Below are 19,180 nucleotides of genomic sequence, written 5' to 3'. Positions count from 1 at the left end.
AACCGGGCGATCACTGGGAGGGCGTGCAGAATGAGAAAGACACTGGTCACCGCGCTGGCGGCAGGCGCGTTGTTCGTGGCCGGCAACGGTGTCGCCACCGCGGCCGACGCACCGCCGCCTAAGACGACGCACGGGCCGTGCCAGTACACCGAGACCCCGGACGAACCGGCTTCGCGGCCGGTGCCGTTGCCGCCCGACCCGCGCCACACGCCGAGCCACGGCAAGGTCGACGTCGCCGTCCCGACCAGCCAGGGCGCGCTGCCGCTGCGGCTCGACCGCGCCAAGGCGCCGTGCACCGTGCAGAGCTTCCTGCACCTGGCGCGGCACCGGTTCTACGACCACACGGTGTGTCACCGGCTCACCTCGTACCCGACGCTGAAGGTCCTGCAGTGCGGCGACCCGAGCGCGACCGGCGAGGGCGGCCCGGGCTACAAGTACAAGGACGAACTGCCGGTGGACCTGCCGCCGTCGCCGACCGACCCGACCGGGGCGCGCAAGGTCTACGCGCGCGGGTTGCTCGCGATGGCCAACGCGGGACCGGACACGAACGGCTCGCAGTTCTTCGTCGTGTACGGCGATTCCGCGCTGCGGCCGAACTACACGGTGTTCGGCACGGTCGGCGCCGAAGGGCTGAAGACCCTGGACCGGGTCGCCGCCGGTGGGATCCAGCCGACGGCGGACGACCCGGCGCCGGTCGACGGGACGCCCGCGCTGCGGACGGAACTGCTTCGGGTCCGTCCGGACTGCTGGTTCTGACGGCGAACGCGGGCCACTCCCGGACTCGGGGTGGCCCGCTCCGGGCAGCACGTGTGGTTGACGGGGCATCACACGTGACTGGAGAGGCATCTCGCGTGATTGAGGGGGCATCACGTGTGATTGAAGGGTCGGCTCGCGTACCCAGACGGTCGGCTCGCGTACCTGGAGGGTCGGTTCGGGTGATTGGGGACGGGACTCGGGTGATTGGGGGCGGGACTTGCGTGATTGGGGGCGGAAGTCGGGGAAGGGGCGGAGGTGGGTGGGTTAGGTGGTGATTTCCCAGAGGGCTTCCACCAGGGTTTGGGTGGCGCCGGCGAACGCGTGTTTCGGGGTTGCCGCGTAGCCGACTATCAGGCCGCCGGGGCGGCCGGCGTCCATCCAGTAGCCGTCTTCCTCCTGGCCCTCGATGCCGATCGCGCGGCGGCGGCAGGCCGCCAGGGCCGTCGCCTCCGACGGGCCGTCCGGCGGGAGCATCAACAACAGGTGCAGGCCCGCCGCGATGCCCTGCGGGCGCACCGAGTCCGGCAGCGCCGCCAGCAGGCGAGCGCGGCGGGAGCGGTACTCCGCCCGGCTGCGGCGGACGTGCTGGTCGTACGCGCCCGAGTCGATCAGCTCCGCCAGGGCCAGCTGGTTCAGCACCGCCGGGCGCGACCCGCTGTCGGCCATCGCCGCGCGAACCGGCTCCACCAGCTTCCGCGGCAGCACCAGCCACGCCAGCCGCAGCGCCGGGGCCAGGGTCTTGCTCGCCGTCCCCGCGTACACCACCCGCTCCGGCGCCAGCGCCTGCAGCGCCCCGACCTGCTGGCGGTCGAAGCGGAACTCGCCGTCGTAGTCGTCCTCCAGCACGAACGCGCCCGAGCGGGTCAGCTCGGTGCGGCGGTGCGGGGCCAGCGTGACGCCGGTCGGGTACTGGTGCGCCGCCGTCACGACCACCGCCGGACTGTCCAAAGCGGACACGTCCAGGCCGTGTTCGTCCACCGGGACGCCGACGACCCGCTGGCCCTGCGCCGCCGCGATCGAGCGGTACATCTCCAGGGACGGGTTCTCGAACGCCGTCTCGTGGACGCCCAGCTCGGCGAGGACCCGGGAAATCACGGCGATGGCGTGCGAATACCCGTGGCAGACCACGATCCGCTCCGGATCCGCGACCACCCCGCGGGCCCGGGCGAGGTAGCCGGCGAGCGTGTCCCGCAGCTCCGGGGCGCCCAGTTCCGACCCGTAGCCGAACGCCGACGCCGGGGTCCGCAGCAAGGCGCGGCGGGTCGCGGTGATCCACGCCTGGCGGGGGAACGCCGTCAGGTCCGGACGTCCCGGCCGCAGGTCCCAGCGCGGGGCCGGCTCGCGCGGCGCCTGCCGCGGCGCGGACTGGGGCAGCGAGCCCGCCGTCGCGACGCGGGTCGGCGCGCCCTGGGCCGTGCGCAGGTACCCCTCGGCGGCCAGATCGGCGTACACCCGGGTGACCGTGCCCCGAGCGATGCCCAGGTCATGGGCCAGGGAACGGGTCGACGGCACCGCCGCGCCCGCCTGCCACCGGCCGTCGCGGATGGCCGCGCGGATCGCCGCCGCGAGGCCGCCTCGGCCGGTCGAAGGCACCCAGTCGAGGTGGACGTCGAGCCCGGAACTGGACCACGAATCCGTCATGTCACTGGACCATACCCGTGGGCCAGTTGGCGCTAGCGTGGATGGCATGACGAAGCGAATCGGACTCGGGCGCGCGCCCGAGATCTACCAGGCGATGGCGAACCTGCAGGCCGAGGTGAACAAGGCCGCCGCGAACGCGGGCGTCGACCCGAAACTGCTCGAGCTGGTGAAGATGCGGGCCTCCCAGCTCAACGGCTGCGCGTACTGCCTCGACATGCACAGCCGCGACGCCCTCGAGCTGGGCGAGTCGGTGCGCCGGCTGCTCGTGCTCGACGGCTGGCGCGAGACGGACCTGTTCACCGAAGAGGAAGAGGCCGCGCTGGTCCTCACCGAGGCGATGACCAAGCTGTCGGCGACCCAGAGCGTGCCCGACGACGTCTACGAGCGGGCGACGAAGGTGCTGACCGAAGACCAGTACCGCGCGATCGCGTGGGAGGTCATCGCGATCAACAGCTGGAACCGCATGGCCGTCACCAGCCACAGCCCGCTCCCGAAGCGCGACGCGTGACCGCCGCCGCTCTCAAGACGCTGCACGTCCCCGGCAAGCCGCTCGTGCTGCCGAACGCGTGGGACGCCGACACGGCCCGGCTCGTCGAGGCCGCCGGGTTCCCGGTCGTGGCGACCAGCTCGATCGCCGTGGCGTCCGTGCTCGGCTTCCCCGATGGCGAGAAGGCGCCGGCCGCGGAGATGTTCGCCGCGGCGAAGCGCATCGCGAAAGCTGTGAACATCCCCGTCACCGTCGATGCGGAGTCAGGCTACGGCCTGTCCGGCGCCGAGCTGGCGAGCCGGCTGCTCGACGCCGGCGCCGTCGGCTGCAACTTCGAGGACACCGACCACGCCACCGGCGGCGTGCGGCCGGTCGCCGAGCAGGCGGAGCGGATCGCCGCCCTGCGCGCGGCGGCGGGGGACGGCCTGGTGATCAACGCCCGCGTGGACTCCTTCCGCGGCGTCGACCCGGAGGACCACCTCGCCGACGGCATCACCCGGGCGAAGGCCTACCTCGAAGCCGGCGCCGACTGCGTCTACCCGATCCACCTGCGCACTCCCGAAGTGCTCGCGGCGTTCGTGCAGGGAGTCGGCGGCGCCGTCAACGCGCCCGCGTGGCCGGGCAGCCCGGGCCTGGGCGGTCTCGCCGAACTGGGCGTGGCGAGGATCTCGCTCGGCGGCGGGCTCTGGCAGTACGCCCGAAAACACCTCGAAGCGACCCTCGCGGACGTCGCCGAGGGGAAGCTGCCCTACTGAATGGCCGAAGGCCGCCGCGAGGGTGACTCGCGACGGCCTTCGGTGTTTCGGGGACCGTCAGTGCGCGACGGCCTTCTCGGCGCCCGCGCCGGTCAGGGAGCGGACCTCCATCTCGGCGTACTTCTTCTGGTCGTGCTCCTTGGACAGGACCGTGCCCAGCCAGCCCAGGATGAACGCGGCCGGGATCGAGACGATGCCGGGGTTGCTCAGCGGGAACCAGGCGAAGTCGGCGTTCTTGAACATCGACGTGCTCTTGCCGGACACCGCCGGCGAGAACACGATCAGCACGATCGTGATGGCCAGGCCGCCGTAGATCGACCACAGCGCGCCCTGGGTGTTGAACCGCTTCCAGAACAGCGAGTAGAGGATCGTCGGCAGGTTCGCCGAGGCCGCGACGGCGAAGGCCAGCGCGACCAGGAACGCGACGTTCTGCCCGTTGGCCAGGATGCCGCCGCCGATGGCGAGGATCCCGATCACCACCGCGGTGATCCGGGCGACCTTGACCTCCGAGTCCGGCGACGTCTTGCCCCGCTTGACGACGTTCGCGTAGACGTCGTGGGCGAAGGACGCCGACGCCGTGATCGTCAGGCCGGCGACCACCGCGAGGATCGTCGCGAAGGCGATCGCGGAGATCAGGCCCAGCAGCACCGGCCCGCCCAGTTCGAGCGCGAGCAGCGGAGCCGCGGAGTTGACCCCGCCCGGCGCCTTCTTGATCGTGTCCGGCCCGACCAGCGCACCGGCGCCGTAGCCGAGGACCAGCGTGAACAGGTAGAACACGCCGATCAGGACGATCGCCCAGACCACCGAGCGACGCGCGTCGCGGGCCGTCGGCACCGTGTAGAAGCGCATCAGGACGTGCGGCAGCCCCGCCGTCCCCAGCACCAGCGCGATGCCGAGGGACAGGAAGTCCAGCTTGGACGTGCCGGTGGCGCCGTACTGCTTGCCCGGGCCGAGCAGCGTCTCCCCGGCCTTGCCCGCCTTGTCGACGGCGGCCTGCAGCAGGCTGGAGAAGTTGAAGTTGTACTTGCCGAGCACCCACAGGGTGATCACGAGCGCGCCGACGATCAGCAGCGCGGCCTTGATGATCTGCACCCAGGTGGTGCCCTTCATGCCGCCGATCAGGACGTAGGCGATCATGATGATGCCGACCACGGCGATCACGAGTGCCTGCGCGCCACCGCCTTCGACGCCGAGCAGCAGCGCGACGAGACCGCCGGCGCCGGCCATCTGCGCCAGCAGGTAGAAGAAGGACACGGCCATCGTCGATGTCGCGGCCGCGGCCCGCACCGGACGCTGCTTCATGCGGAACGCGAGGACGTCGCCCATCGTGAACTTGCCGGTGTTGCGCAGCAGTTCCGCGACCAGCAGCAGCGCGACGAGCCACGCCACCAGGAAGCCGATGGAGTAGAGGAAGCCGTCGTAGCCGTTGATGGCGATCGCGCCGGCGATGCCGAGGAACGACGCCGCCGACAGGTAGTCACCCGAGATCGCGATGCCGTTCTGGGGACCGGTGAAGGCGCGCCCGGCGGCGTAGTAGTCGGACGCCGTCTTGGTGTTGCGGCTCGCCCGGAACACGATCACCAGCGTGATGACCACGAAGGCGGCGAAGATCAGGATGTTGAGGAGCGGGTTGCTGCCTTCCACGCCCGCGGCGATGTTCGTCATGCCTGCTCCTTCGCAGAGTCGCCTTCGATGTCCTCACGGATCTTCTCGGCGACCGGGTCCAGCTTCCGGTTCGCGTACCGGACGTAGAGGCCGGTGATCACGAACGTCGAGACGAACTGCAGCAGGCCGAAGATCAGGCCGACGTTGATGTTGCCGAACACCTTGGTGCTCATGAAGCCGTGCGCGTAGTCCGCGAGGAGTACGTAGAGCAGGTACCAGAGGAGGAACACCGCCGTCATCGGGAAGACGAACCGGCGCAGCCGGCTGCGCAGCTCGCGGAATTCGGTGCTTTCGTGCGCTCGTTCCCAGATGGTTTCTGACGTGTCCGGGGGCCCGCCGCCAGTGTCGGTCGTGCTCATCGCTGCTCCCTGCGACGTTGCGGAAAGTGACCTGCGACACCGTAGGGACGGGTGAGTCTGGTGTGAAGATTCAGCGGTTCAACAGCCGGGCCAGACGACGAACGGTTGACGAACGGTCTCGCGGTCCCGTCGAACGGGGTTCGTCGAGGTGCAGGCGCAGCATCGCGGCCGTCGACCAGGCGGGTGGCCTGCCCCGCAAGGAGACCAACGTCATTACGCCGAACGCCAGCGGTACCGACCAGGGTGCCGGTTGCTGCACCAAGATCGCCACCCAGCCGTGCAGATCCGGGCCGGCGAGGGCGAACAGGATCGAGCCGGACGACGCGACGAGCCCGGTCAGCACGCCGGCGATCCCGCCGGCCGCGGTCAGCCGCGGCCACCAGATGCCGAGCACGAGCAGCGGGCAGAACGTCGACGCGGCGACGGTGAAGCCCCACGTGACGAGCACCCCGGCGTCGAGCTCGGCCGACCGCAGCGCCAGCAGCACCATGATCGCGGCGACGCCGAACACGGCGATCCGCAGCCGGCGCAGCCCACCGGGGACGAGGTCGTGCGCGATCGCGCCGGACATCACCAGCAGCAGGCCGAGCGACGTCGCCAGGAACGCGGCGAACGCGCCCGCGGTCAGCAACGCCGTGAAGAGGCCGCCGGCCCAGCCACTGTCCACTTGGTACGGCAGCGCGACGACCACGGTGTCCGTGGCGCCGGAGAGGTAGAGGCCCGGCACGAGGACGCGGCCGAGAACGCCGTACACCCCGGGGAAGAGGTAGAAGATGCCCAGCAGGGCCACGGTGATCGCGGCGGTGCGGCGCGCGGCGCGGCCGTCCGGGCTGGTGTGGAAGCGCATGAGCACGTGCGGCAGGCCCATCGTGCCGAGCATGGTCGCGATGAGCACCGCCCACGTGCCGAGCAGGGGATAGCCCTGGTCGCCGAGGTCGAGCAGCGGGCGCTGCCAGTCGTGCCCGCCGAGCGGCGCGCCGCCGCGGACCGCCGGGACCGCGGTGCCCGCGCCGAACACGACTTCGTCCTGGCTGCGCGCGATGAACTCGCCGGGGGGCAGGGTTTCCGCGACGCCGTTGCGCCGCACGGCGGTCGGCTCGCGGATCTCCATCGTGACCTCGACCTCGAACTTCACCGGTGTTGCGCGGGCGAAGTGGGTGAACTCGACCGGGTTGAGGGCGTCGGTGCGGTTGACGGCGCCGGCCTGCAGCACCAGCCAGATCGCCGGAATGAGGAACAGCAGGAGTTTCAGCACGAACTGGAACGCCTGCACGTACGTCGCCGCGCGCATCCCGCCCAGGGCGAGGGTGATGCTGACCGCGGCGCCGGCCAGCACGACACCGACCCAGTACGGCGTGTGGCCGACCGCGGTCAGCACCAGGCCGGCGGTGCGGAACTGCGGGACGACGTAGATGGTGCCGATCACCAGCACGACGACGGCGGTGAGGCGGCGCAGCGCGGGGGAGTTGAGGCGGGCTTCGGCGAAGTCGGGGACGGTCAGCGCGCCCGAGCGCCGCATCGGCGCGGCCACCAGCACGAGCATCGCGATGTAGCCGGCGGTGAAGCCGACCGGGTACCAGAGCGCCCCGATGCCGTCCTTGACCACGAGCCCGGCGACGCCGAGAAAGGACGCCGCGGACAGGTATTCGCCGGAGACGGCGGCCGAGTTCACCAGCGGGGAGATCCGGCGGGACGCCACGAGGAAGTCCGACGTCGTGCGCATGGCGGCGACCCCGCGGACGCCGATGAGCAGCGTCATGAGCACGACCGGCGCGACGGCGAGCGCGACGCCCACTAGCCCACCTTGCTCTCGAGCGCCCCAATGTGGCCTTGGTTGCGTTCAACGCACCGAAGGCCGCCTTGGGTGCGTTCAACGCACCGAAGGCCACATTGGGGCGGTCTGGTCACTGGTCGTCCTCGAGGCGCTCGGCGCGGCGCAGCTGCCAGCGGGCCAGGAGGGCCATCGCCGGGTACGGCAGGACCGCGATCATCAGCCACGACACCGGGATGCCCAGCAGCCGCACGGTGTCCAGGCCCGGGAAGAGCGCGAACACTCCGGGCAGGCCGAGCAGCAGCGCGAACATGAGGACGAGCGCGGGGACACCGCGGCGGCGCTGGGCGCGGTACAACGCCGTCGCGCGCTGGGTGTCGCCCACGGGGAGGCGGGGCTGGCGCCAGCGGTGGCGGGACCGGCGCCGGGCGTGCGCGAGCCGCGTCTGGGGGCTCGTGACGGCCACGCGCCGGATCTTGCTCATCGCGAGCCCGGTCCGAGCTGGCCGCGCTGGGCGGCTTCCAGCAGCCGGTCCCGCAGATCACGCGCGTGCCGGCGGCTGACCGGGACGTCGCCCGCCTCGGTGTGGGCCAGCAGCCCGCCCGCGCTGTCACTCCGCAGCTCCAGCACCGCCCCCACCGAGAGCAGGAACCCGCGGTGCACCCGGCTGAAGCCGGTGCCCTCCCAGTACTCCTCGAGCCGCGAGATCGGCATCCGCACGAGGTGCACGCCGCCGCGGGTGTGCAGCCGGACGTAGTCGCCGTGGGCCTCCACGAACAGCACGTCGTCGCGGCGGACGTACCGGGTGCGCCCGCCGGACTCGACCGGCAGCGCGGCCATCGCGTCCGGGGTCGTGCGCGACGACGGCGTCGCGTTGCGCGTCACCTTCGCCAAGGCGGCGGAAAGCCGCTCGGCGCGGACCGGTTTGAGCAGGTAGTCGACGGCGCCGATGCCGTACGCCGTCACCGCGTGCCCGTCGTGCGCCGTGACGAACACGATCACCGGCGGCTCGCTCAGCTTCGCCAGCAGCCCGGCCAGCTCGAGCCCGTCGAGGCCCGGCATCGAGATGTCGAGGAACACCGCGTCGAACCTGTCGGCCTGAAGCAGCCTCAACGCCTTCAGCGCGTCAGCCGCGCCGACGACTTCGCCGACTTCGGGTGCTTCGCGCAGCATGGTGCAGAGTTCGTCCAACGCGGGCGCCAAGTCGTCGACGGCGAGGACGCGCAGCCCGGTCACGGCAGCACCCCCGCCTGGAACCGCGGCACCCGGACGATCACCCGGGTACCCGCCCCGACCTCGGTCTCGACGGTCAGCCCGTACCAGGCGCCGTAGACGTCCCGCAGCCGTCTGTCCACATTGGCCAGTCCGAGTCCGGCGGGGTCGTCCTCGCCGGTGCGCCCGGCCAGGATGTCCGCCGCGCGCTTCGGGTCCATGCCGACCCCGTCGTCCTCGACGAAGATCACGCAGTCGTTCCCTTCCGCCTGGCCGTGCACCTGGACCAGCCCGGTGCCCGACCGCGGCTCGATGCCGTGCCGGATCGCGTTCTCCACCAACGGCTCCAGCACGAGGTAGGGCACCGCGACGGCGAGGATCTCGGGGGCCACCCGCACCTGGACGCGCAGCCGTTCGCCGAGCACCGCCCGCTGCAGCGCCAGGTACGTCTCGATCGCGCGGAACTCCTCGGCGACCACTGTGTACTCGCCGTGCCGCGCCAGGCTGTAGCGCGTGTAGTCGGCGAAGTCGAGCATGAGGTCGCGGGCGCGGTCGGGGTCCGAACGCACCAGCGACGCGATGACGGTCAGCGCGTTGTAGACGAAGTGCGGGGACATCTCCGCCCGCAGCGCCCGCAGTTCGGCCTGCGCCGCCTGGTCCGCCGACGCTTCCAGCCGGCCCCGTTCCAGAGCCTGGACGACGAGGTCGGCGGCCTGGCCCGCGACCGCGTCCCGGACGTCGCCGACGACCAGCAGCGCGCCGGCCAGTTCGTCGTGGACGTGCAGCGGCAGCACGAGGACGTCCGGCGCGGAGCCGGGTTCCTCGGTGTGGAGGACGCCGTCGAGCACCTTCGCGACGACCGCGTCCGGCCCCGGCCGCCCCGACCAGAGCAGCGAGCCGGACAGGTCGGTGAGGCCGAGGCCCGGGAAGCCGAAGAGCCGGCGCAGGCCGTGCGCGGCGCGGCGGGCCCGGGTGCCGGAGAGGCCGTCGCGCAGGTCGCCGGTGATCCGGCGGGCGGCGGCGAGCACCGGCAGCGGGTCGGCGCGGGACGCCGGGCGCAGGTGCACGGTCATCGGGCCTCCCCTCGGCGACGGTGTCCCGGGCACCAGATCCTACGTCTACCCGGGTTCCTCGCGGTCGGCCAGCACCTGGGCGTGGCGGCGAAAGCGGCGCCAGGTCCGGTAGTCGTCGATCCCGGTGACCTTGGCGGGTTCCGGCACCCGCGCCAGCAGGCTCGCGTCGGCCGGGTAGGGACGGTCGGGCAGGGAGATCCAGCCCGTCGTGCGGGTCTCCTTCACCGCCACCCGCACCGGCCGGAACGTCGTCGGATCGAGCCCTTCGCTGTGCCGGACGACCTCCTCGAAGAACCACGCCGACGTGATCAGCCCCAGCACGCCGGGCGACGCCTTGAGCGCCTCCTTCAGCGGCGCGGCGTCCAGGAGCCGGAACGCGTGGTTGATCGACGGCGCGGTGACGCCGTGGTCGTCGTAGGCGATCTCGCCCGCGTGCAGCGCCATCCGGAGCCGGATCCGGGCGCCGGGGTGGTGGGTCAGGTTGTGCCGGTGCACCGCCACGGCGAGCGCGTTGGGCAAGAACTCGACGAAGAGCCCTTTCGGGATGTCCGGCGGGGCGAGGACGAAGACGCCGTCGCCGCAGTCCTCGTTCCGGCAGGCGGCCCAGGGGACGCCCGCGTCGTCGAACGCCCGGCAGAGCGCGCGGTACAGCCCGTCGCGCAACGCCAGGCGGTGTGGTGTCGTCCTGGTCCGGTCGCCGTAGCCCTCGACGTCCACGGCGAAGATCGTCCGGTGCACGGCCGATCGTTCGTAGTTCATCGCACCCTCCCTGCGATCATGCATGTGTAGATGCATGTGCAGATGAGTGTGACGCGGGACACCCGTCCGGCGGAACCGGGCGTGCGGTGAGCGGTTCACCGGCCGCGGTGACCGGCAGTGTGCGATCACCAGGGGTGAATACGCTGGTCAAAGCCCTGCGAGCGACGCGCACACCGCTCGCAGGGCTCTGACGGACGGGTCAGCAGGACTGCTTGTAGAAGTACTGCGAGTTGGCGTCCATGTCCGCCTTGGTGATCGAGTGCAGCTCCGCGGTCAGGTTCCGGGTCACCGGCTTGCCCTCGATGGCCGCCACGGCCTGCTGGACGCCCTGGGTGCCGATCGAGGCCGGGTCCTGGGCGATCAGGGCCTGGTACTGGCCGTTCTTGAGGCCCTCGACCTCCGACGGGCTGGCGTCGAAGCCGATCAGGTTCACCGCGCCGACCTTGCCCGCGTTGCGCAGGCCGGTCGCCGCGCCTTCGCCGGTGTTGAGGTTGGTCGCGAAGACGCCGATGAGGTCCGGGGTCGACGACAGCGCCGCCGTCACCTTCGAAGCCGCCTGGTCGGGCTCGTTCTGGGTGAACTGCACGCCGATCGACTTCAGGTTCGGGGTGTTCTTCAGCTCGTCCTCGAAGCCCTTCGCACGGGCCGCCGTGGTGGACGTGCCGGCGATCGTGTCGAGCACCAGCACCGACCCGCTCTTGCCGTTCGCGAGCTTGGCCATCGTCTGGGCCGCGAGCTTGCCGCCCGCGGCGTTGTCGGAGGAGACGGACGACACGGCCACGCCCGTGTCCTTCAGCGAGGTGTCGACCTCGACGATCTTCGCGCCGCGCGCTTTCACCTGCTGGATCGGCGCGAGCATCGCCGTGTCGTCGGTCGGGGCGATGAGCAGCGCGGCCGGCGGGTTCGAGCCGAGCGCGTTGACGAGCTGGGTCTGCATCGCCGCGTCGAACTTCTGCGGGGCCTGCGTGGTCAGCTCGTAGCCGAGCTTCTTCGCCTCGGCCTGCGCGCCGCACTGCAGCGAGATGTAGAACGGCTCGGCCTGCACGCCCGGGATGAGCGCCAGCTTCTTCGAGCCGGCCGAGTTGGCCGGGCTGTCGCCGGACCCGGTCTGCCCGACCGTGCCGGACCCGCACGCGGTGAGCAGCGCGGCGGCCGAGGCCAGCGCACCGACGGCCACCAGAGTCTTGGAAAGGTTCATGGCACAAGCACCTCTTTGTACTCGGGGACTCGGGGAAACTCAGCGGGAGTTGCGGCGACGGCGGCGCCGCTGGTCGAACCAGACGGCGGCGATGAGCACCGCGCCGACGGCGATCATCTGCCAGAAGTCCTGGACGTGGGTGATGTTGAAGCCCTTCTTCAGCACCGCCGGGATGAACACGCCGATCACCGTGCCCAGCACCGTGCCGACGCCGCCGAAGAGGCTCGTCCCGCCCATCACGACCGCGGCGATCGCGTTGAGGTTGTCGGTCGTGTGCGCCGAGATCGTGGTCGACGCGTAGTACGCGAGCGAAAGGAACCCGGCGATGCCGGCCAGGAAACCCGTCAGCGTGTACACCTTCAGCAGGTGCGCGGTGACGCCGATGCCGGCGCGCCGCGCGCCCTCGGCGTTGGAGCCGACCGCGTAGGTGTAGCGGCCGAACTTCGTGGTGTGGAGCAGCCACGCGCCGATCAGCGTGATCACCACGGCGACGATGACCAGGTTCGGCACCACGCCGAACGAGGTGCCGTAGCCGAGGGTCTGGTTGAGCACGACGGGCACGCTGCGCACGTCGGACCCGTTGTTGAGCAGGTACGCCGCGCCGAGTGCCGCACCCATGGTGCCGAGCGTGACGATCAGCGGCGGGATTCCAGCCACCGCGATGAGGAAGCCGTTGATCAGGCCCCACACCGTCCCGGCGACGACCGCGGCGACCAGGCCGACGACGATGACGCCCCAGCCGGCGTTCGACGCGTTGCCGCCGGACATCGCCTCCATCACCTTGCCGGCGACCATGCCGGCGAAGATCAGCACCGAGCCGACGGACAGGTCGATGCCGGAGGTGATGATCACGAACGTCATCCCGACCGACAGCACCAGCAGCACCGCGGTCTCGATGAGCAGCGTCTGGAAGGTGAACAGCGTCGCGAATTCGCCGGGAGCGATCGCGCTGAACACGATGATCAGCGCCACCAGCACGAGCGCGATCCAGAACGTGTTGGCACCGACGAGCCGCTTGCCGAGCGGGCGCTTGCCGAAGCCCGCCTCCGGCGACTCCTGGATGTCCTTGGCGGGAGTGGACACGGTCACGCGGCCTCCTCTTGCACGAGCGCGCCGGTCATCGCGGCGACGAGGTCCTCGAGCTTCGTGTCCGACCCGGTGAACCGGGCGACGCGCTTGCCGAGCCGCAGCACCTCGACGCGGTCGGCGACCGACAGCACCTCGGGCATGTTGTGGCTGATCAGCACGACGGCGATGCCCTTGTCGCGCACCTTCTTGATGACGTCGAGCACGCGTTCCCGCTGCACGACACCGAGGGCCGCCGTCGGCTCGTCCATGAACACGACCTTCGACGCCCACACGACCGATCGCGCGACCGCGACGCTCTGGCGCTGCCCGCCCGACAGCGAGCCGATCGGGACGTCGGTGCTCTGCAGCGTCACGCCGAGGCGCTGGAACTCCTCGACGGCCCGGCGCCGCATCTCGGCCTTGTCGAGCATGCCGAGCTTGCCGAGGATGCCCTTGCGGTGGATTTCGCGGCCCAGGAACAGGTTCGCGGCCGGGTCGAGTTCCGGCGCGACGGCCAGGTCCTGGTAGACCGTCTCGATGCCCAGCCGGCGCGCGGTCGTCGGCGAGTCGAAGTGCGCCTCGGCGCCGTCGAGGAGGATCTTCCCCGACGTCGGCTGTTCCGCGCCCGAGAGGCACTTGACCAGAGTGGACTTGCCGGCGCCGTTGTCGCCGATCAGCGCCGTCACCTCGCCCGCGCGCGCCTGGAAAGCCGCGCCGCGCAGGGCTTCGACCGACCCGTAGTGCTTCGTCAGGTCGACCGCTTCCAGCAGGATTTCGCTCATCCGTGCCTCTCTTCCGGCGCCGGTGGCCGGCAGCGGATCACCGTCGCCGTGCCGGACAGCTCGGTCTGGCCGGCGTCGAACGGCACGACGTAGGTGTCGCCCTTCGCCAGCGCGTGCTCGCCGCCGTGCTCGGTCCGCAGGGTGCCTTCGCCGTCGAGGACGACGAGCACCGCGAACGACGGGTCGAGTGACAACGTTGTCGGCTTGTCCGTGCGCAGCTGGTCGGCTCGGAAGAACCGCTCCGATCCGCCGGCCAGCAGGTCCACGGTGGACGCGCGGTCCGCCGCGGTGCGCTTGATGATGGTCTCCAGGCGCCCGGCGTCCCAGCCCGACGTGTCGAGTGCCTCGATGGCGGTGTCAAACCCGATCCCGAGGTGGCCCTTCTCCGGCGACGCGAGGAAGTCCCGCCACTCGATGGTGAGCGAGAAGTCGGTCGGCTGCTGCAGTTCGACGACGAACACGCCCTCGCCGATGGCGTGCGGCAGCCCGGCCGGGATGTAGACGGTGTCGCCCGCGGTCACCGGGACGCTGTTCAGCGCGCCCAGCATCGACGGCACGTCCTGCTCCCGCGTCCACTCGGACACCGTCGCCTTGGACAGCGTCTCCTTGAAGCCGGGGTAGACGCGCGGGTCGTCGCCGTACGTGCCGACGACGATCCACGCCTCGGTCTTGCCGAAGTGCGAGTCGAAGTGCTGCTTCGCGAAGGCGTCGTCCGGGTGGAAGTGCACGGGGAGCCGCTGGCCCGCGTCGAGCAGCTTGACCAGCAGCCCGGTCGACGTCCCGAGCGCCTCGACGTGCTTGGCGCCGAGCCAGCCGTTCGGGTTCGCCACGACGGCGTCGCGCAGCCAGGCGCCGTCCGGAGCCGGGTCAGGCCGTTGGTCTCCTGGCCGAACATGGTGCTCACCGAAGCGACCCAGTCCTCCGGGCCGAACTTCTTGTCCGAAGACGCGCCGCGCAGCGCCGCGATGGCGTCGCCCCCGCGGTAGAACTGCGGCGGCTGGTTGGCGGGGAGCCGGATCGGTTCGAGGGTCACGGGGCGACCTCACCGGAGCCGCGGGCGACGAGATGCACGGGCAGGACTACCTTTCTGGGCGGGGACTGATCTCCTTGGACACGGGCGAAGAGCAGCTCGGCCGCGGCGTGGCCGAGGGCGCTCACGTCGTGCGCGACGACGGTGACCGGCGGGTCGAGCAGGTCCGCCAGCTCGAAGTCGTCGAAGCCCACCATCGCCGGGCGCTGCTCGGCGTGGGCCAGCGCGCGCAGCACGTGCACGGCGACCCGGTTGTTGCCGGCGATCACGGCGGTGGCCGCGTCCGGGCCGTGCATGAGGCGCTTCACGGCGTCGCCGATGTACTCCTGCGTCGGCGTCCGCATGGAAACCAGGGACTCGTCGTAGGAGATCCCGTTGCGGACGCAGCCCTCGCGGAAGCCGCGCAGGCGCTCGGCCGCGGTGAAGATGTCCGGGCTGTCGCCGAGGAACGCGATCCGCCGGTGGCCGTGCTTCGCCAGGTGGGTGACGGCTTCGATGGTCCCGCCGAGGTTGTCGACCAGCACGGTGTCGGCCACGATGTCGCCGGCCGGCCGGTCGATGAACACCACCGGCGTGCCCGCGCGCATCTCCGGCACCAGGTAGCCGTGCTGCAGGCCGGCCGGGACGACGAGGATGCCGTCCACCCGCCGCGCGCAGAACTCCAGGACGAGCTCGCGCTCGCGGTCGGAGTTCTCCTCGGACGAGCCGGTGAGCACCTGGCGCCCGAACGACGTCGCGATGCGTTCGACCGCGCGGTTCAGTTCGGAGTAGAAGGGGTTGCCGACGTCCTCGACGATCAGCCCGATGGTGCCGGTCGTCGACCCGCGCCGCAGGTTGCGCGCGCCCAGGTTGCGCCGGAAGCCCAGCTGCTCGATGGCCGCCATGACCCGCTCGGCGGTGTCCGGGTGCACCGCGGGTTCGTCGTTGACCACGCGCGAGACGGTCTTGATGCTCACGCCCGCCAGCCGGGCCACATCGCTCATCGTGGCTCGTCTGCTCGCGGTACGCGGAGCGCCGTCCCGGTCCCGGCCGGGGGGAGACAACGTTGTCATAGTGCACGGGATTGAACGCCACCCGCCGGTGGCTTGTCAACGGTCTCTGCGTGGATTGTGCCGATTCGGCTACCGACGTCGTAGGACAGATGGCTGACGACGCTGTCCGGAAGCGGACAGGTCTTGACGGGAACCCTTGACGACTTGGTGAGCCGCTGCCCAAGGTGACCCGGTTCGACCGACTGCGCGACAAGGTTGTCATGACACCGTTTCTGGTCGCGCTGATGAGGTGAAAGGCGATGGCCATGGCGCAAGCGCGCTTGAGAGCCGGTTTGACCTTCCTGGCACTGGCGGTGACGGCAGCGGTGGCTCCCGCTGTCCCCGCCGCGGCGGCCCAGGCGACGGATTTCGCGAAGTGGGTCAACCCCTTCGTGGGCACCCGTCCCGGCGGCGCCGACCACGGCACCGGGGGCGGTGCCGGCAACACGTTCCCGGGTGCGGTGGCGCCGTTCGGCATGGTCCAGTGGAGCCCGGACACCGTGAAGTCCCAGCCCGGCGGGTACTTCTACGACGACGACGCCCTGACCGGGTTCAGCCTCACGCACCTTTCGGGCGCGGGCTGTTCGACCTATCAGGACATCCCGTTCATCCCTTATGTCGGTGAAGTGACGACTTCGCCGGCGACCGACCCGGCGCACTACACGTCGAAGTTCTCGCACGCCAACGAACACGCGACGGCGGGCGCCTACGACGTCACCCTCGACAGCGGCGCGAAGGTCGAGCTGGCCGCGACCCAGCGCACCGGTTCGGCGCGGCTGACCTACCCGGCGGGCGCGTCCTCGACGCTGCTGGTCAACACCTCCGGCTCGGTCAACGGCACCGACGACGCGTCGATCACCATCGGCAAGGACACCATCAGCGGCTGGGCCACGAGCGGCCGTTTCTGCGGGGCGCGGAACAGCTACCGCGTCTACTTCTCGGCCAAGTTCGACACGCCGTTCGAGTCGATCGGCACGTGGAAGAACGGCGCCGTGACGCCGGGCAAGTCCGCCGAAACCGGTGGGGCCAAGGCGAAGGTCGCGCAGCCGAACGGCGTCGACGCGTCGATCGCGCGCCCGGCCAAGGTGGCGCCGCAGAACACCACCGTCAGCGGACCGGGCAGTGGCGGGTACGTCACCTTCGCGAACCTCAACGGTGCGCAGGTGAACGTCCAGGTCGGACTGTCCTTCGTGTCCGTCGACGGCGCGAAGGCCAACCTCAAGGCCGAGAACACGAAGAAGTCGTTCGACACCGTGGCCGCGGGTGCGCGGAAAGCGTGGAACGACCAGCTCGGCAAGATCGCCGTCACCGGTGGCTCCGACGCCGACCTGACGACGTTCTACACGTCGCTGTACCACTCGCTGATCCAGCCCAACGTGTTTTCCGATGTGGACGGTCAGTACCCCGGCTTCGACGGCCGGATCCACACGGCCGACAAGGGCCACGCGATGTACACCAACTTCTCCGGCTGGGACATCTACCGCTCGGAGGTCCCCCTCCTGGCGACGATCGACCCGAAGGAGACGTCGGACATCGTCCGGTCGATGATGGCCTACGCCGAGCAGGGCGGTTCGTGGGACCGCTGGACGGTGGCCAACGACTACACCGGCGTGATGAACGGCGACCCGTACCACATCATCGTCTCCAGCGCGTACGCCTTCGGTGCCCGTGACTTCGACGCCCGGAAGGCGTTGCTGCTCATGATCAAGGGCGCCACCCAGCCGACCCAGGGCTATACCGAGCGGCCGGGCCTCGACGACTACCAGAAGCTGGGTTACGTGCCGGGAGCCGGCGCGGACACCCTCGAATACACCAGCGCCGACTTCTCCATCGCCCAGTTCGCGAAGCGGCTCGGCGACAGCGCGACGTACACGACGTTCATGAAGCGCGCGCAGAACTGGCAGAACCTCTACAACCCGGGCACCGGCCACCTGCAGCCGCGCAACGCGGACGGCTCGTTCGCCGGCACCTACGACCCCGCCAGCTCGCAGGGCTGGGTCGAGGGCAACGGCGCGCAGTACGAGTGGATGGTGCCCTACGACCTCGGCGGCGTCGTGACGGCGTTCGGCGGGAACACCGCGACCCAGTCCCGGCTGGACACCTTTTTCACCCAGCTGAACGCGGGGACGCAGGAGCCGTACGCCTTCATGGGCAACGAGCCGAACTCCAACGCGCCGTACGTCTACTCGTACGCGGGTGCCCCGGCCAAGACCCAGTCGATCGTGCACCGCTCGATGGACGAGCTGTACAACCCGCGTCCCGAAGGCCTGATCGGCAACGACGACCTCGGCCAGATGTCGGCCTGGTACGTGTGGTCCGCGCTCGGCATCTACCCGGAGATCCCGGGCCGCGCCGAGACGCTGCTCGTCACCCCGCGCTTCGAGCACGCCGTGCTCACCACCGGCTCGGGCAAGAAGGTCACCATCAACGCGCCGGGCACCGGCGACTACGTGGGCGGCCTGAAGGTCAACGGCGGCGCGGCTTCCAAGGCGTGGCTGCCGGAGGCACTGATCTCCAGCGGCGGCACGCTGGACTACACGCGCTCCGCCACCGCGACGGCGTGGGGCAGCGCGACGGCCGACGCGCCGCCGTCGTTCCGGGAGCAGGAGAAGCCCAGCCTGTCCTTTGTGGACCCGGCACGCGCGGTGACGCCCGCGGGGGCGACGTCCTCGGCGTCGGTGGGCGTCCAGGACCTCTCCGGCACCGCCCGGACCTGGACCTACAGCGCCGGCAGCGTCGACGGGATCACGCTGACCCCGGCGTCGGGCAGCATCGCCGTCCCGGCGGGCGGCAAAGCACACGCCGACCTGACGGTTTCGGTTCCGGCCGGGCTGGCCGACGGCGCCCGCCGCATCCCGGTGACGTTCTCGGCACCGGGCGTGGCTTCGACGCAAGCGGTGCTGACGGTGCTCGTGGCCCAGCCGAACAGCTGGCTCGCGACGGTCGACAACGCCGGGATCTCGCCGGACTCCGACTCGTCGGCGGCCAACTTCGACGGCGGCGGCTGGAGCTACTCGGCCGACGCCCTGGCCGCGGCCGGCGCCACCCCGGGCGGCACGGTGACCAGTGACGGCATCAAGTTCACCTGGCCGTCGTTCCCGGTCGGCGACCCCGACAACGCGGTCGCGAACGGCCAGACGGTGAACGTCACCGGCGCCGGCACCCGGCTCGCGCTGCTCGGCTCCGGCTCGAACGGCAACGCGCAGGGCACGCTGACCATCACCTACACCGATGGCAGCAAGTCGACCGCGACGATCGGGTTCTCCGACTGGACGCTCGGGGGCGGCGGCGCCCAGCCGTCGTTCGGCAACCGGATCGTGCTGTCCACGCCGTACCGCAACGCCGCGGGCAGTGACCCGCAGCAGATCCGCACGATGGTCTTCGGCACCAACCCGATCACCCTCGACGCGGGCAAGACGGTGGCCAGCGTGACGCTGCCGTCGAACGTCAGCGGCGGCGTGCTGCACGTCTTCGCCATCGGCATCGGCGCGTAGTCCCGCGAAAGCGACGGCCCCCTCCCCGCGCGGGGAGGGGGCCGTTCCCTTACCGCCGGAATGGCCGAATCCGGCCACTGTCATCCCCCATTCGGCCGC

The 19,180-nt window shown here is 70.9% G+C and carries 16 protein-coding genes and 1 pseudogene; 4 read left to right on the top strand and 13 right to left on the bottom strand.

Annotated features, from left to right (window positions below; all coding sequences use genetic code 11):
• Window positions 1–30: 30 nt before the first annotated feature.
• Window positions 31–756 carry a peptidylprolyl isomerase gene (locus tag AB0M83_RS06430; RefSeq protein WP_364513304.1) on the top strand — a complete coding sequence of 242 codons (726 nt, stop codon included), beginning with the start codon at window positions 31–33 and terminating at the stop codon, window positions 754–756.
• A gap of 264 nt (window positions 757–1,020) precedes the next feature.
• Here AB0M83_RS06430 and AB0M83_RS06425 read toward each other — a convergent pair whose 3' ends face one another.
• A complete protein-coding gene (locus AB0M83_RS06425; RefSeq protein WP_364513301.1) occupies window positions 1,021–2,397 on the bottom strand; it encodes a PLP-dependent aminotransferase family protein in 1,377 nt (458 codons plus the stop codon).
• 46 nt (window positions 2,398–2,443) lie between these two features.
• Here AB0M83_RS06425 and AB0M83_RS06420 point away from each other — a divergent pair, with 46 nt between their 5' ends.
• A complete protein-coding gene (locus AB0M83_RS06420; RefSeq protein ID WP_364513298.1) occupies window positions 2,444–2,905 on the top strand; it encodes a carboxymuconolactone decarboxylase family protein in 462 nt (153 codons plus the stop codon).
• Window positions 2,902–3,639: an isocitrate lyase/phosphoenolpyruvate mutase family protein gene (locus AB0M83_RS06415; RefSeq protein ID WP_364513296.1), complete on the top strand. Its 738-nt coding sequence runs from the start codon at window positions 2,902–2,904 to the stop codon at window positions 3,637–3,639. The genes AB0M83_RS06420 and AB0M83_RS06415 overlap by 4 nt, the downstream gene beginning before the upstream one ends.
• Window positions 3,640–3,696: 57 nt before the next feature.
• On the opposite strand, the gene AB0M83_RS06410 is transcribed toward AB0M83_RS06415, so the two are convergent.
• From AB0M83_RS06410 to AB0M83_RS06355, 12 genes and pseudogenes are all read right to left on the bottom strand, one after another.
• Entirely contained in the window at window positions 3,697–5,304 is a 1,608-nt protein-coding gene (locus AB0M83_RS06410) for a cation acetate symporter (RefSeq protein WP_364513293.1), read from the bottom strand.
• A complete protein-coding gene (locus AB0M83_RS06405) occupies window positions 5,301–5,663 on the bottom strand; it encodes a DUF485 domain-containing protein (protein WP_013223484.1) in 363 nt (120 codons plus the stop codon). Before AB0M83_RS06405 ends, AB0M83_RS06410 begins: the two co-directional genes overlap by 4 nt.
• Before the next feature lie 70 nt (window positions 5,664–5,733).
• Complete coding sequence (locus AB0M83_RS06400; protein WP_364513290.1) at window positions 5,734–7,458, bottom strand: cation acetate symporter; 1,725 nt, start codon at window positions 7,456–7,458, stop codon at window positions 5,734–5,736.
• A gap of 109 nt (window positions 7,459–7,567) precedes the next feature.
• Window positions 7,568–7,918, bottom strand: a complete 351-nt coding sequence (locus tag AB0M83_RS06395; protein WP_364513289.1) for a hypothetical protein — start codon at window positions 7,916–7,918, stop codon at window positions 7,568–7,570.
• Window positions 7,915–8,670 carry a LytTR family DNA-binding domain-containing protein gene (locus tag AB0M83_RS06390; RefSeq protein WP_364513286.1) on the bottom strand — a complete coding sequence of 252 codons (756 nt, stop codon included), beginning with the start codon at window positions 8,668–8,670 and terminating at the stop codon, window positions 7,915–7,917. The genes AB0M83_RS06395 and AB0M83_RS06390 overlap by 4 nt, the downstream gene beginning before the upstream one ends.
• Window positions 8,667–9,719, bottom strand: a complete 1,053-nt coding sequence (locus AB0M83_RS06385; RefSeq protein ID WP_364513283.1) for a histidine kinase — start codon at window positions 9,717–9,719, stop codon at window positions 8,667–8,669. The genes AB0M83_RS06390 and AB0M83_RS06385 overlap by 4 nt, the downstream gene beginning before the upstream one ends.
• A 45-nt stretch (window positions 9,720–9,764) precedes the next feature.
• Window positions 9,765–10,478, bottom strand: a complete 714-nt coding sequence (locus AB0M83_RS06380; protein WP_364513280.1) for a hypothetical protein — start codon at window positions 10,476–10,478, stop codon at window positions 9,765–9,767.
• Window positions 10,479–10,677: 199 nt separating this feature from the next.
• A complete protein-coding gene (locus AB0M83_RS06375) occupies window positions 10,678–11,676 on the bottom strand; it encodes an ABC transporter substrate-binding protein (protein ID WP_364513277.1) in 999 nt (332 codons plus the stop codon).
• Between the two features lie 39 nt (window positions 11,677–11,715).
• Window positions 11,716–12,765 (bottom strand): ABC transporter permease, encoded by a 1,050-nt coding sequence (locus AB0M83_RS06370; RefSeq protein ID WP_364513274.1) that lies wholly within the window; start codon window positions 12,763–12,765, stop codon window positions 11,716–11,718.
• Window positions 12,762–13,526, bottom strand: coding sequence for an ATP-binding cassette domain-containing protein (locus AB0M83_RS06365; protein WP_364513271.1), 765 nt, complete (start codon window positions 13,524–13,526; stop codon window positions 12,762–12,764). The genes AB0M83_RS06370 and AB0M83_RS06365 overlap by 4 nt, the downstream gene beginning before the upstream one ends.
• Window positions 13,523–14,559, bottom strand: a pseudogene (locus AB0M83_RS06360) (mannose-6-phosphate isomerase). Before AB0M83_RS06360 ends, AB0M83_RS06365 begins: the two are co-directional and overlap by 4 nt.
• Window positions 14,556–15,539, bottom strand: coding sequence for a LacI family DNA-binding transcriptional regulator (locus AB0M83_RS06355; protein ID WP_155544981.1), 984 nt, complete (start codon window positions 15,537–15,539; stop codon window positions 14,556–14,558). The pseudogene AB0M83_RS06360 and the gene AB0M83_RS06355 overlap by 4 nt, the downstream one beginning before the upstream one ends.
• 314 nt (window positions 15,540–15,853) lie before the next feature.
• Here AB0M83_RS06355 and AB0M83_RS06350 point away from each other — a divergent pair, with 314 nt between their 5' ends.
• On the top strand, window positions 15,854–19,081 hold the full coding sequence (locus AB0M83_RS06350) for a GH92 family glycosyl hydrolase (RefSeq protein WP_364513484.1): 3,228 nt from the start codon (window positions 15,854–15,856) through the stop codon (window positions 19,079–19,081).
• The last annotated feature ends 99 nt before the right edge of the window (window positions 19,082–19,180 follow it).

Source organism: Amycolatopsis sp. NPDC051106 (assembly GCF_040682775.1).
Taxonomy (GTDB): domain Bacteria; phylum Actinomycetota; class Actinomycetes; order Mycobacteriales; family Pseudonocardiaceae; genus Amycolatopsis.
The sequence above is the reverse complement of the archived record's forward strand: the minus strand, read 5'-3'. Positions and strand labels throughout refer to the sequence as shown.

Coding starts and splice junctions, on each gene's coding strand:
- AB0M83_RS06430 (WP_364513304.1), top strand. CDS start 31: ATGAGAAAGACACTGGTCACCGCGCTGGCGGCAGGCGCGTTGTTCGTG.
- AB0M83_RS06425 (WP_364513301.1), bottom strand. CDS start 2,397: ATGACGGATTCGTGGTCCAGTTCCGGGCTCGACGTCCACCTCGACTGG.
- AB0M83_RS06420 (WP_364513298.1), top strand. CDS start 2,444: ATGACGAAGCGAATCGGACTCGGGCGCGCGCCCGAGATCTACCAGGCG.
- AB0M83_RS06410 (WP_364513293.1), bottom strand. CDS start 5,304: ATGACGAACATCGCCGCGGGCGTGGAAGGCAGCAACCCGCTCCTCAAC.
- AB0M83_RS06405 (WP_013223484.1), bottom strand. CDS start 5,663: ATGAGCACGACCGACACTGGCGGCGGGCCCCCGGACACGTCAGAAACC.
- AB0M83_RS06395 (WP_364513289.1), bottom strand. CDS start 7,918: ATGAGCAAGATCCGGCGCGTGGCCGTCACGAGCCCCCAGACGCGGCTC.
- AB0M83_RS06385 (WP_364513283.1), bottom strand. CDS start 9,719: ATGACCGTGCACCTGCGCCCGGCGTCCCGCGCCGACCCGCTGCCGGTG.
- AB0M83_RS06380 (WP_364513280.1), bottom strand. CDS start 10,478: ATGAACTACGAACGATCGGCCGTGCACCGGACGATCTTCGCCGTGGAC.
- AB0M83_RS06375 (WP_364513277.1), bottom strand. CDS start 11,676: ATGAACCTTTCCAAGACTCTGGTGGCCGTCGGTGCGCTGGCCTCGGCC.
- AB0M83_RS06365 (WP_364513271.1), bottom strand. CDS start 13,526: ATGAGCGAAATCCTGCTGGAAGCGGTCGACCTGACGAAGCACTACGGG.
- AB0M83_RS06355 (WP_155544981.1), bottom strand. CDS start 15,539: ATGAGCGATGTGGCCCGGCTGGCGGGCGTGAGCATCAAGACCGTCTCG.
- AB0M83_RS06350 (WP_364513484.1), top strand. CDS start 15,854: ATGGCGCAAGCGCGCTTGAGAGCCGGTTTGACCTTCCTGGCACTGGCG.